Annotated in this window: 4 protein-coding genes, 1 rRNA gene and 1 other annotated feature (1 of these 6 running past the window's edge); of the genes, 2 read left to right on the forward strand and 3 right to left on the reverse strand. The window is 55.7% G+C overall.

Translation table 11 applies throughout. The features are described from left to right. The 3 genes from IQ274_RS38175 to IQ274_RS38180 form a co-directional block, all read right to left on the reverse strand. Positions 1 to 4,305: ribosomal RNA gene (locus tag IQ274_RS38175) — 23S ribosomal RNA — on the reverse strand (it extends 1,194 nt beyond the left edge of the window). 1,531 nt (positions 4,306 to 5,836) lie between these two features. Beyond that, positions 5,837 to 6,687 (reverse strand) — a sequence feature (16S ribosomal RNA rRNA prediction is too short). Positions 6,688 to 6,766: 79 nt separating this feature from the next. Further along, positions 6,767 to 7,000 carry a hypothetical protein gene (locus IQ274_RS37605; RefSeq protein ID WP_194144795.1) on the reverse strand — a complete coding sequence of 78 codons (234 nt, stop codon included), beginning with the start codon at positions 6,998 to 7,000 and terminating at the stop codon, positions 6,767 to 6,769. A 4,750-nt stretch (positions 7,001 to 11,750) separates the two neighbouring features. Then, positions 11,751 to 12,281, reverse strand: a complete 531-nt coding sequence (locus tag IQ274_RS38180) for an SH3 domain-containing protein (RefSeq protein ID WP_228058545.1) — start codon at positions 12,279 to 12,281, stop codon at positions 11,751 to 11,753. Between the two features lie 1,535 nt (positions 12,282 to 13,816). Between IQ274_RS38180 and IQ274_RS37010 the strand changes: the two genes are divergently transcribed. Beyond that, positions 13,817 to 13,972 carry a Saf4/Yju2 family protein gene (locus IQ274_RS37010; RefSeq protein WP_228058543.1) on the forward strand — a complete coding sequence of 52 codons (156 nt, stop codon included), beginning with the start codon at positions 13,817 to 13,819 and terminating at the stop codon, positions 13,970 to 13,972. A gap of 49 nt (positions 13,973 to 14,021) precedes the next feature. Beyond that, a partial coding sequence (locus tag IQ274_RS37015; protein WP_228058544.1) for a hypothetical protein occupies positions 14,022 to 14,220 on the forward strand: 199 nt, incomplete at its 3' end.

Here is a 14,220-nt window from a genome sequence, read left to right on the forward strand (position 1 = left end):
ACCACTCTGACAGCACGCCGCCGGGTCGCCCAAGAAGAAGTATGCCGAGATTTTGTGCCCTTTCGGTCTGCCCTTGCTACTACCGGTGAAGTTGTCGTATGGCAGGATGCACCCGGAACGCACGACCACGAAGCCCATCTGCTCCATTTGTTGGAACCATGTGATGTGCTCACTTTTGTGAACGACGCCGTTTGGTTTCTCGAAACGGAACAGAAGCGCACCGCGGTCGAGCATCATCTGTCGGATGTCTGGAATGGCATTTCGCTTGACTTTTGACCTGACAACCACAGATGTGGAAGGCGAGTCAACTTGTGATTCTGAGTTCGTTGTCATTGTGTATGGGATACGCTCAATGACAAAAAAGCCGACTGTTCATAACAACCCAACCAATTAAGCTTGGGAATCCCGTGCAGTCTGTCGACCATTTCCGACACCATGTGAAGTTGTCCAAAAGAGAGACAAATCAACACCCCGTGTCTTAGTACGGCATTTTACACAAAAACGCTGCAACCGTTTTGGGATTATTACAAAGTTGTTACCCCATCGCCAAAATCGAAGATGCCAATCTCCAGACAAACCTGCGCACCCTGGGCCATTCCAACAACCCGTGAATCTGACTTCACCACTCTCGTGTGGGGCCGATCATACCTTAAGTCCGTTTAGCAGGCAAGCTTGTCTGAGACAACACAAGCCCCATTTTCGATGACCCACCGACATCTGATCTGTGAACTGCATCCATACTTCAGACCTCCGACACCTTCTTCCCAACGAAGGAAGAGGAGCAAGAGAGGAAGGTTAGGACTTGGCTGCGGATTGTCTCTATTCTGCAGGTTCTTACCATACCCACAAGTTTCCCTGTGGTGCAACTGGCCGGACCTTTCGGCGCCAGAGCGGTACTGCAGACCTCAAAACGAGATGTCCCCGCAATTTGACGGTGTCGCACTCCCCGCAGACTCAATTCCTGAGACCCAGGTCGTACTAGCCAGCACTTTGTCTGCTGACTTCTCCTCTCAAAGTAATGCTTACGATAAGAGAGTCATAGTTACTCCCGCCGTTTACCCGCGCTTGGTTGAATCCCTTCACTTTGACATTCAGAGCACTGGGCAGAAATCACATTGCGTCAACACCGCTCGCCGGCCATCGCAATGCTATGTTTTAATTAAACAGTCGGATTCCCCTTGTCCGCGCCAGTTCTAAGCTGGTTGTTAAATGCTGCAGGGGGCGGGCCACCCCAGCCGTGAAGCTGAGGTTCCGGTGAAGGATACACGGCCAGCCGTGCCCGCCGACACGCACGCCGCGAAGGGAGCGAGCCCCCCCCGCGACGCGCATGCCAGAGGCAGACCAACCGTGCGGCGCGCCCCACCCCCTACGACGACAGGAGGACGGCCGCCGGGAGGAACCGCGGGCCACGAGGCGCCGCCCGCTTTCCCCAACCCTCCTTGCGGAGAGCTGAGTAGTCGCGAGCAGCGCCCCAACCCACGGCCCCAGCCCCGACGGCATCCGCCCCCCCCCACACCCCGTGAAGGGCATGGAGGAGGATCCCGCCGCCCATGGAGGCAGGCCCCCACAGCCCAACCCTTAGAGCCAATCCTTTTCCCGAGGTTACGGATCTATTTTGCCGACTTCCCTTACCTACGTTATCCTACCGGCTAGAGGCTTCTCACCTTGGGGACCTGATGCGGTTATGAGTACGGACGGGTGGGAAGACTCCCAACCCGCCGAAAGAGTGTCGCCACCCCCCCGACGAGCTGGGGCCACCTCCCCCAGATTTTCAAGGATCGGCGAAGGCGCTCCAGACGCCCCGAAGGCCGGGGCGCTCTGCCAGCCGTTCGGCCCTATCTCCGAGCGAGTCGATTCCAGGGCCGTCGGTGCTTGCGCGCGACCACCCCCGCCCCGCGAAGGGCGAAGGTGATCGGAGGACTGTCAAAGAGGGGAGAGAACCCTCCCTGGGGCCTCCGTCGATGTCTCTGGGCTCGTTTACGTCACCGTGGTGCGGCCCCTGGCGAACCAGGAGCTCGCACGCTCCCCCATCCCGGTCCAGGAATCTCGACCTGGTTCCCTTTCGCTGGCGGGCGCGACGCCCTTCAGCCACCCGCCCCTTGCGAGGCGGGCACCGAAAGGAGGGCCTCCGTTCCCTGCCAACTGCAGGAGGCGTGCCTGAGTTGCCCCAAGCCCACCCCCCCGTCCGACAGAATCCGGCGGGAACCCCCGCGACATAGGACGACCGGGTTGCCCCGGCCGCCCGCCGCGCAATCGCGCACCCTCGGCACGGCATCACCCGACCGCTTAGGACCGACTAACCCATGTCCAACCGCTGTTCGCATGGAACCTTTCCCCACTTCAGCCCTCAAGGTTCCCGCTTGAGTACTCGCTACTACCACCAAGATCCGCACTAGAGCTCGCTTCACCGACCCTTACGGGCAGCGGCTTCGCAGCGGGCTCCACGCCCTCCTACTCATCAGGCAATCAAGTGTGAATGAAAGTTTGCTCTGATGGCCGAGTATAAGTGTCGCGCTTGAGCGCCATCCATTTTCAGGGCCGGTCCATTCGGCAGGTGAGTTGTTACACACTCCTTAGCGGATTCCGACTTCCGTGGCCACCGTCCTGCTGTCTGAATGAACCGACGCCTTTTATGGTGTCTACGAATTAGCGCGCACTTGGGCACTTTAACTCGACGTTCGGTTCATCCCGCATCGCCAGTTCTGCTTACCAAAAATGGCCCACTAAGGCCCCCGCATTCTGAGGATGTGCTCAGCCCGCCGAGTTCTTTAGGCGGCTGGCACTTCTTACCTATTTAAAGTTTGAGAATAGGGTGAAGCCGTTGCGGCTCCAAGACCTCTAATCATTCGCTTTACCTGATAAAACTGCTCGCGAAATGGGGCCCAGCTATCCTGAGGGAAACTTCGGAGGGAACCAGCTACTAGATTGTTCGATTAGTCTTTCGCCCCTATAGACAACTCAGACGAACGATTTGCACGTCAGTATCGCTTCGGACCTCCACCAGAGTTTCCTCTGGCTTCATCCTGGTCGCCCATAGTTCACAATCTTTCGGGTCCCAACGAGTGCACTTCTACTCGAGTCCTTCAATCAAGAATCCGGATCGGTCGGCAGTGCCAGGGCGCCCCGAGGGGCGCCCCTTCCTGCCACGCACGACGCGTGACCATCGTGCCTTGCTTTCGCTCCGCGCAGATTCAACTGGGTTTGCCACCCTTGCGCTCGCACACGCGTTAGACTCCTTGGTCCGTGTTTCAAGACGGGTCGGTGAATGCCGTCCCTACCAGCGACTCGCAGTGTGCTGGAAGTCGGCCAAGACGCGAGGCACGCTCCAATGCAAACGGGCACCGGTTGCCGGTCCCCACCCGCAGGCTCGCGCCGACGCCCCAGCCCTCCGCCCAAAGGGCGCACACTAGCTATCCACAGTCCGTTCGGTGGTCTAAACCGCGAAGCCGGCTTCGCAAGTGGGAATGGATACCCACCTGCGGGCCCGTTGAAAGAATGCTCCACGGCCTGCCGCCACCAAACGAACTGGCGCTGGCCCGTCAAAGCCAGGGCCGCACCCGCATCGCACGAAAGAGAAACAAACTGACGGACTGGGGCGCCCCCCGACCACACGCCTGACGCCTTGCGACGCCCGACGCATGACACAGCAGGAGCACTCCATCTTGTGATATCGGTTCGCGACAGCCCGCCAAGCCCTCCCCCGCGCAACACGGACGGCTCCCAGCAACGGATCGCCGGCATCCATCGCTTCCCTCCCTACGGTTTCAGGCGCTTTTGACTCTCTTCTCAGGGTCCTTTTCATCTTTCCCTCGCGGTACTTGTTCGCTATCGGTCTCTCGCCATGTATTTAGCTTTGGGTGAGACTTACCACCCGCTTTGGGCTGCATTCCCAAGCAACCCGACTCTGAGGCTGAACAAAATCCGTACGGCTCCCCATTCCCTCCCCCCCTTTGACAGGAGAGAGGAAGTAAAGAGAACAAGTGATGGGATGACCCTCTGCAGACCGAAGCACGGGACTGTCACCCTCTCTGGTACCCCTTTCCAGGGGATCTCTGTCTGCAGCCCATCCACTTCCCGATGTCCAGCCTGGTGAGGCTACAATTCGGGGCGCCGCGATGGTTGGCCGCCGCGTGAACGACGGCCATTGACGCACGCCCGGATTTCAAACCTGAGCTCTTCCCGCTTCGCTCGCCGCTACTGAGGGGATCCCTGTTGGTTTCTTTTCCTCCGCTTAATGATATGCTTAAGTCCGGCGGGTAATGCCGCCTGACCCGAGGCCGGGTCCATAAGTTGGTATTGATGTCCTCTTCCCCCCTCGCCCTCGTCTCGATCCCTTTTCTTCCCCTCTCTCTCGAAAGAGAGAGAAGAATAGAAAGACCGAACCGACGGCAAAGGAGAAAAAAAGACCCCGGATTTTTTTTTTACTTTGGTCTTGGGAACACGCTTCCAAGTCGCGAAGAGACAAAACTTTTGTCCTCCCTCCCCCTCTCTCCCCTTCCTTCTTTGAATTAAGGTTCATTAGCCCTCCGAGAGTCGAGACAGTGGGGCCTGCAGAAGACCCCAAGCCACGTTGACCCCCACCCAAACACCCGGAACCAGCGCCAACACATTGATTTGAAGACCCCGATGGAGCCCGCACCTCTGCTGTGAGAGAGTTAACGAGGAGCCCCCCGAGAACCCTTGTGCCGATTGACATCCACGAGGCAGCGATGCCGTTGGTCGAGTAGCAGTCAGAGGGAAGACTGAAGCGACCAAGAGTTAGGGAGCGCGGACCTCGGCAACTTTGTTGGCTGTATGAAACTTTGGAACTAAGAAAAGCCCCTCAATCTAACACAGCCGTAGGCAAACCTTGACCCGAACCCCCTCTCCCTTGACCTCCCCAATCCCCTTGTTCCCCTGCTGGTTATGACCCGCCTCCCAGCGACACCCGGTACAAGCAGACCAACCGAGGCCGAGATGATGTTTACCCGTGAGACCCCTCCCCTCCCACAACAAAGGGGTCAACCACCGAGACAACAAACCAATGTGCCAATTCTGGCCCTAAAGTGCCAGGCAGAGACCAAGCGGCAGGGACCAACCCAACCGCCCTCCACCCGACGAACTTGGCGAACCCCAAAGAAAGAAGAGAGAAGGGAAAAAAGGATTATTGATCCTCCCTCTTCACATGAATGACTTGTCACGACCCATCAACATCTTGGACGATGCTCGGCCAAATGCAGCCAAGCAACATCCGATTCCGTCTTGCCCCCCATCACCTTTTACAAGGATCCGAGTTGCAAGTCGATAGGCTCCTCGCTTCAAACAAAAAAAAAAAAATTTTTTTTGATTGGGCGGCGGCACTCGGGCAGGCGTGCCCCCAGGAATACCAGGGGCGCGATGTGCGTTCAAAAACTCGATGACTCGCTGGTTCCTGCGATTCGCATCACGTATCGCATTTCGCTGCGTTCTTCATCCTCGCGAGAACCGAGACATCCACCGTAAGGAGTTGTCTTTGGTTTATTCATTTTTTTATGCAAAATGAATTGACTTTCGTCTTTTTTTGGTTTTCCGGCCACAATTCCTTGCGGAAGAAGCCGGTATTGGTTTAAGTGTTACCTCCCCGCCAATTCGAGGTCGTGAAAAGACGATGAAGTCGAATCACTTCCCCAGAGTATTGACGGAGGACTTCAACAGAGGGGGTTAAACGTTGCGCCCTCCTTCCTTCGCTGCCATGACCCCCATCGATTGATCTCGATTTGACTCGAGAAACAAAAGATGACGGCGACATCAAAAGAAAGAAGGCACAGGTGTTGTGAATGATGATGATGATTTTTTTTTTTTTTTTGTGTTAATGATCCTTCCGCAGGTTCACCTACGGAAACCTTGTTACGACTTCTCCTTCCTCTAGATGGTAAGGTTCAATCGGCTTCGCCCAAACCTGACGCGACCCAGTTGCCCGGATCGCGCACAAAAGGTCAGACTCCGGGGATTTCACCGGACCATCCAATCGGTAGGAGCGACGGGCGGTGTGTACAAAGGGCAGGGACGTAATCAACGCGAGCTGATGACTCGCGCTTACTAGGAATTCCTCGTTTAAGAGCAATAATTACAATGCTCTATCCCCAGCACGATTGAGTTTCGCGAGGTTACCCGGACCCGTCGGCCGAGGCGCGGGACTCGCTGCCCCAATCAGTGTAGCGCGCGTGCGGCCCAGAACATCTAAGGGCATCACAGACCTGTTATTGCCTCAGGCTTCCGTCGGCTAGACGCCGGCAGTCCCTCTAAGAAGCACGGACGCCGGTCCCGCCGCCCAGACACACGACACGGGGGCGAGCTAAAGATGAGGGCGGACGAAGGATTTCTCCCCCGCCCAATCCCCCACCCCGCTCGCCAGACGCCGCGCGTGCACCTGGGTTTTCAAGCGGGAGGGACCGGCGCGGCTATTTAGCAGGTTAAGGTCTCGTTCGTTAACGGAATTAACCAGACAAATCACTCCACCAACTAAGAACGGCCATGCACCACCACCCATAGAATCAAGAAAGAGCTATCGATCTGTCAATCCTTACTATGTCCGGACCTGGTGAGTTTCCCCGTGTTGAGTCAAATTAAGCCGCAGGCTCCCGCCAATTCCAGCTGCCATCATCGATGGCAACTTCCTGGTCCCCAGTGCGACAAGTTGCACTTCCTCCCAGAACATGGGTTTCCCCAAGGGGCCGACTATATCTTAAGCTCATGCAAGAAACATTGACCTCCGCACGTGCCCACCCCATGGAATTCCAATCTGCCATCAATCACTGTGTGACAAGCTGCCACAAAGTGATTGATGCCAAACAAGAATAAAGGCAAACACGTCAGATGCCCACAATGCCATCTCTTTTTTTTTTCCTTGCATGAACCCACCATCATCTAGTCTGTGGACTGCATCCATTCCTCTTCTTTTTTGCAAAGATGAAAGAGGTTGGACTTGGCTGCGGATCACCCATTGTTGCATCCCCGCCGTTTTTACCATACCCGAGGTCATTACCCCAGCCATGCAGAGGCCTGCACTTGGTAGGCGAAGCTTTAGGGACTCCCCGCAATTTGATGGTGTGGCCAACACACACCTCTCACACGAGTGTGAGCGGTGATGCCGACTAGCTGGTCACTGTTTGCCCCCACGCAGCAGCCGTGGGGCAGCCAGCTCTTTGGAGCAGAACTTACGACAACGTTTACTCCTGGTGGTGCCCTTCCGTCAATTCCTTTAAGTTTCAGCCTTGCGACCATACTCCCCCCGGAACCCAAAGACTTATGATTTCTCACAAGCTGCCGGGGGAGTCATCCATGCGGACGTCTCCCGATCGCTGGTCGGCATGGTTTATGGTTAAGACTACGACGGTATCTGATCGTCTTCGATCCCCTAACTTTCGTTCTTGATTAATGAAAACGTCCTTGGCAGATGCTTTCGCTGAAGTTAATCTTTCATGAATCCAAGAATTTCACCTCTGACAATTAAATATTAATGCCCCCGACCATCCCTATTAATCATTACCCCATCTTCGAAGGAACCAACAGAACAAAGACAGGGTCATATTCCGTTATCCCATGCTAATGTATTCATCGTGGTGCCCGACGCCCAGAAGCGAACCCCTGAACGCCGGGTTGTAAGTCACCTGCTTTGAACACTCTAATTTCTTCACAGTAACTGATCCGGATCCCGGACAAGGCCGGACGCCTGCCGGAAGGATGGGGAAGGTGGCAGACCGAGGCCTGCTCCACTCCCCACCCCCGACCCGACAGACGCCTGGATCGACCCCATCCCCACGTCCTCCGCTAACTCAATAGGAAGGACGGGAAGCCGGAAGGAGAGGGCGGGTGGGCCGGTGCACGCCAGGCTGCGCGACCCGCCTGGTTCCCCCCACGCCGGTTGCCCGACGCAGAGGGGACGAGCCGCGCCACAGCGGACCGGGCCCTCCTGAATGTTGTTCTTTGACGAAGGCAACACGCCCCGAGATCCAACTACGAGCTTTTTAACTGCAACAACTTTAATATACGCTATTGGAGCTGGAATTACCGCGGCTGCTGGCACCAGACTTGCCCTCCAATCGTTACTCGTTAAGGGGTTTGGATTGTACTCATTCCAATTACAAGACTTTTGTCAAGACCTGTATTGTTATTTATTGTCACTACCTCCCTGTGTCAGGATTGGGTAATTTGCGCGCCTGCTGCCTTCCTTAGAAGTGGTAGCCATTTCTCAGGCTCCCTCTCCGGAATCGAACCCTAATTCTCCGTCACCCGTTATCACCAAGGTAGTCCTCTATACTACCTTCGAAAGTTGATAGGGCAGAAATTTGAATGAGCCGTCGCCAGCCCCCTCGCGGGGACTATCAATGCGATCCGACCGAGTTACTGTGACTCACCCAGAGGAGTGTTTTTGACGCACCCCCCATCGCGGGACGCAGAGCGGTGAGGCCCTGTGCCCCGTGTTGGTTTTTTATCTAATAAATACGCCCCTTCGCTGGGGGAGTTCCCCACGTGAAGCGAGAGCAAGCCCCCGCCCCCCGCAAGGACCCAGCTCGGGGCCTCACGCATGTATTAGCTCTAGGATTACTACGGTTATCCAAGTAGGTTCATGAGCCGGACCCGGTTTTTTACGCCGAACCCGACCCACAAATGGGACCATCAAATAAACTATAACTGATTTAATGAGCCATCCGCAGTCTCGCCGTATAAAGGTGGTTTATACTTAGACATGCATGGCTTAATCTTTGAGACAAGCATATGACTACTGGCAGGATCAACCAGGTAACTGCCTTTTTTTTTTATCTTTGTGTGCAAAAAAGTCTTCGGACTCGAAGGTCATCCCCCTCACGCCCGTTCCCGACCCGAAGGAAGACAACGAGCGCGACGAGTTTGACCCAAGGAAGACAGCGGTGTCGTTGAGGACACTAGGGTATTTCACACGTCAAACCCAAAAAAAAAAGGGTGATATGTATATTCATCGACCCACTCGACGTGCGCAATCACACGGCTGTTGAGGACGTGCAACGCGCAACACCGAGGGAACCAATCGCAACGCGGTCGTCAAGTTTACCACCAGCACAGTGGTATCGATCGGACCAATAACGGGAAAAGTGCTCACTGATGCACGTGAATGCCGCAATGAGAACACGCCACACAGATGGAAGGAGATGGAACAGATGTATCGCAGCAGTCTTGTTAGGGGTCCTCCTGGGCAGTCCTTGCGAGTCGACAGACAACCTCCACCACCACGCTGTTCTACTCCGAGCGGAGGTCCAGCGTATGAGTTGGCAGGGAGATCGCCCTCGGCGCAAAGCGCTGCCCAAGCCGTGGGCACTGAAATCGGTCGCGACATCAAGGAAGGTTTGACCCCACCGACTTCGAACGACCGTCATGTACCCACTGAAATTATATGTATAGATATAGAAAGATCGGAAAAAAGAGTACGCAGAAAGAAACGCGCAACGCAGCACGGACGCCCCACTAAGCCTTACGGCTCATGTCCCTTCCCCCTCCGGAAAGGCACGTTTTATGAACCCGTGCCGATTTCTGAAGGGGCGCGATGCACTGGCTGCTCCTTTCCCCTCTTCGCCAAACACCCGTGAAGGCGCGCAGCGAGGAGGGAAAAGGGAGCTGCCCGAACATCACTTGCATGCGTCGACGTGCGGTCCCTCGTCCCGAGAGAGAGTGGGACAAAGGACACGCACACCTGCGACCGAACACAATGACCAAGAGGCCCACGCAACCGTCACGGGAAGGAAAAGGAAGATGCGACGACCGAAATCGCCGCACCCCCCCCAAAACCAACCCGCCAGCATTGTGCGCCCCAGCCTATGCTCGAGGTCTCACAGTGCCGATTCGGACCGAAAAGATAAAGAAGAAGAGAGAGAGAGCAGAGGGAAGAAGTAGCATTACCCGACCCAACCCAACACGCAACCCCAACCAAATTATAATCGTAAACGGACGGCACAGCGCATGGAAATAGATGGAGATCGTAGAGGGCATGGAATGCACCACACCCAAACGCAGCCACACGTGGACCCAATTGCCGTACCATGAGCCGCGCTGGAACCAACCCCCTCCCTTGCGAGAGATGAGCTCCGACCACGACGTCGCGGGTGACCGCGCCGCCGTGTGCGAAACCCCATGTGCCCCCCCCACTGCCGAAACAGCAGAGGAACCACAACCGAAAGGAACCAACGCGGTGTCCGTTGTCACCACAAGAGGGGACCTAAAAAAAAGCCCTTGACGATCGCACGCACCTCCCCTTAACTGCCCCACGTCACCACAGAGCAGCGGCTCGCGCAGACGCAGAATCGCCGGACAGTGCGACGAGCAGCTTGACGCTGCCCGCCGCACTGCCGACGCCCCTGCCGCGGTTGCCAGTTCGGCTGTCCGATCAGAACCGACCCCCTCTTATAGATGTCTCGGGGGTCCATTGGCTCCGCCTTACCACGTATAACGACCGACCCTCGAAATTCGTGCGAGGTGGCCCCCGCCCTGGTGCGAGGTCCGATTTCGGGCCGTCTTGGTGGGGCGCCGTGACGAGATGTAGGAGCTGACAAGAGATGGCATTTGGGTCCGGTGCGGTCTTCCTCCATCCGGATCTGTGCCTCGCTTGGTGGGGGTCTGCATCCGGCTATGGCGTTGGGGTCACCGCTGATTTTTGGAGGGACGGGCATCTCAGACTCTCTCGAATTGGTGTGAACGGCATGAACCGACCTTGTCGGGGCCTTTCCTACCAATTAAGTCGTGCGTGAGTGCGATGTTGCTCGACGGCATGGGCCACTCGGAAACTGGGAGGCGGAAATGGATGAAGTATGTTTTTTTCAGGAAGCAGGCACATCGACCCCAACGCAATCGGTTCGCACATGCCCCACGTCATGTCTGGAGCCCATCAGGATGGACGACAACCGATGGAGTGGCCGAGTCACACGAAGATGGGCCCCACTTTCGGGTGGCCCGCACCTCAGACTCTGAAATTTTCCGAGTCTTGTATGGAAAAAACCAAAGGGCCCATCCGAGGCCACGTGAACGGATCGCTGTGTGGCTCTCGTGTGTCATACCGAATCTCGCCCTCGGTGGGGATCCTCCTGTGACGCATTGAGCGATGTGGGGGCAAAGGCAGCATGGGTGCACCGGCCTCAAAAGATGTACCGACCCTCAAATCGGACTCTGAACTCGGATCTTGATGCAAGTTTCGAAAAGTTTTCAGAGGCTGAGGGTCAAACTTTTTGGCCCTCCGATTCCCGCTTTTCCGTTTCTGATGGATACCCACGCGTCTGCTGCGCGTTGTGGTGTGGTCGGTTTGGTGTGTGGATGAGCGGTTGGCGAGTTTCGACCCCACTTCGAGACCGAGTGTCGTTGGGGGTGGCGATGTCGCCACCCCCGCGCGCCTCCCTCGCATCGCGTCGGCTGCCTAGACAACAAAGCGACGGACCCGAGGGCGAACCGCCAGAGGTGCAGCGGCCTCATGCGGACGTCGTGGTGTGCGGCGGACCCCCGACATGAATGAGTGAGAAATTTGAGGGTCAAAGGGAAGGACCCACTTTCCCAGGCTCGCGGGCACATTTTTTTCATCTTTGCGGGTTGGTGTGGTTCCACGATCCTAGGGCTATCGTATGGAGGTGTCTCGGCCACGGCCATGCAATCCATTGCAGAGCAGCGAGGGCCACATTTTTGGAGCGTGAGAAGGGGGGGGGGACCCACCTGCCCGACCTCGCGGCCACATTTTTGTGGCTCTCGCAGGCCTGTGCGATTGCATGGTCCCAGACCTATCGTATGGAGGTGCTTCGGCCGCGGCCGTGCAATCCTTTGCAGAGGAGCGGGGCGAAAAAAATTTTTGTCCACACATTTTTGTGTGACAGGGGGGGGGAGGGGGGGGACCGTGTGGGAGGGGTTGCGGGAGGGACGCGGGAAGGGACGGTGTTGGTGTTGGTGACGGGCTGTGCGTTGTTGGAGTTGGTGGCGGGAGAGGTCATCGTTCCCGGACCCGAGCGTGCACCCGTTGCCGATGATGGGGCAGCACTGCCGGGGGTGGGAGCTGGTTTGCCCGCTGTTGCTGCGGTGAGGGTTGCCGAACGCGCCGTGGGAACTACCGAAGGAGTGCCCCCGATGTTCTGGATGATCTCCACGTAGGTGGAAGGCAGGTAACCCACCTTGCCGTTCAGTTCTCCAGCCCACCATCCGTTGTCATACTGATTCGTGATGTTGATCATGTCACCCACTTTGAAGGTGAGCTGCCGCAGCTGCACGTTGCCCGCAAAGTCGTACAGGGCCTTGCCCCTTGCAAACGGTCTGGCCATTTTTTCAAATCGCAAGAATAAAATACCCTACCACAAAATGTTAAACCTGATTCGTTCAAAATTTCATTTGGGGCGAGCCGAAGAGAACAAGAGCGAGTTGGGCATTCAAGGGGGGGCGGTTACCTACCTCTATCTGCTTGATCGCCAACCAAAATGAGTGGACAAATCCTCACGGGATTACCAAGGAAACGCTCTCGCTTTTTGAACAGTCTTCCGAGATTCCTTTTCGGGGGGTGTCCTTACCGTTTGGCGAGGTGGTGATCGTCTGGTCGTGTAAATGGTAACCAGTGCAAGGCCTCTGCCCTCGAGTTCGTTGGCCTGGACCTCTTGTCGACGCTGCGCAAGTCAAAAGATAAAAAGGCAATGCTGCAAATTATGCTCCCAACGTCTTTGCGCGCGATTATTGGACAAATTTCAAGTCCTAGTTGTCAACCACCTTGCCGCGCAGACTCACAGCTGCTGCGTTTGCTGTTTCTCACAAAGGACCGCACATATGAGATGAATGGTTGGTCTTGCTACATAAATAAGTCGACTCTGGTATTTTATTTTAAAAATTGTTTTTTGTTATTTAGGGAGGAGCAAAGAGTGAACACATCATCGCCACAGCGGTCAGAACCAAGGGACAATTCCCGTCCTCCGCACCGTTCTTGAAGTCATCGAAAAAGTTTAGCTCGATATTGTTGGTGCAGGATAGACTGTTGCCGTTGTAGGAATTCCCAGAAACGTTGAGCACGGTGCTGTACGCGTCCATGTACAATTGAGCTTCCGTTCTGACACATAACGTGGGTGCCCTTCGAAGTCATGAAGTTCTGAAGGCTTGTACATGCAGGTGATCCAGTCAACGGGCACGAGATGTGGTATTCACTGTCATGGTCCGTCGTGTATGTTGAGAATACTGTTATGTCTCCAGCAGCGTAAGTGCTAGGTGCTGCGTTGCCTCCTGCAACAGAGAGCACCAAGAGAAGGAGGAGGAACTGTTGCATCTGCGAAACAAAAATAACTTGGTTTGTTCTTCGCCTTGAAAAGTTGCTCTTTTTTCCATTTTTTTTTGTGCCACCGAAGATGGGAGAACGCAAGGTGCTCAACAAGTACTACCCGCCCGACTTCGACCCTTCTATCATTCCCAAGCGCAAGCGGCCCAAGAATGAACAAATCAAAGTCCGAATGATGCTTCCTATGAGCGTCCGGTATGTCACACCCCACCCCCTCACCAACAATCCCCCCCCTCACCAAATAAAAATGTTCCTAACAAATCCGACAGATGCCTGACGTGTGGGGAATATCTCTACAAAGGCAAAAAGTTCAATGCACGCAAGGAGACGGTCGAAGGAGAAGAGTATCTCCGGATCAAAATCTTTCGGTTCTATCTCAAGTGCACGCGTTGTTCGGCAGAGTTCACGATCAAGACGGACCCGCAGCGAAGCGACTACGCTTGCGAGCATGGCGTCAGCAGAAATTTCGAGCCGTGGCGGGACCGCGACCAGGCCATCGAAGAGGCCAAACAGAAGCGCGAGACCGAGGAGGAAGGCGACAGCATGAAAGCGCTCGAGAACCGCACGCTCGATTCGCAGGTGGAGATGGACATCCTCGACGCCCTCGACGAAATCAAGAGCCTCAATGCGCGAAACGCCAAGGTCGACCTCGACGGTGACTTTATCGAACAATTCAAGAAGAGGCAGGAAGAGGTATAGTTTCGTATCGCATTTGTACAATGTTGCATGCTAACCCACTTGATGTTAGGTGAAAGGTCTCACAGAGGAAGACGAGGCTGAAGTGCGTGCGATTGTCCAAACGGAAGGGGAGTTTGTTCGTCGGCTGGACGACGATACCGAAGGAGAGGAAAAGGCGCCCACTACTTCGCTTGCACCATCCGAAGGTATGTTCCTCTATTGTTACGATTATGTGCTAGTGACTGACGCGGTGTTGGGTTTGCCAAACA

Origin of the sequence: Nostoc sp. LEGE 12447 (assembly GCF_015206985.1) — a bacterium.
Lineage (GTDB): Bacteria > Cyanobacteriota > Cyanobacteriia > Cyanobacteriales > Nostocaceae > Nostoc.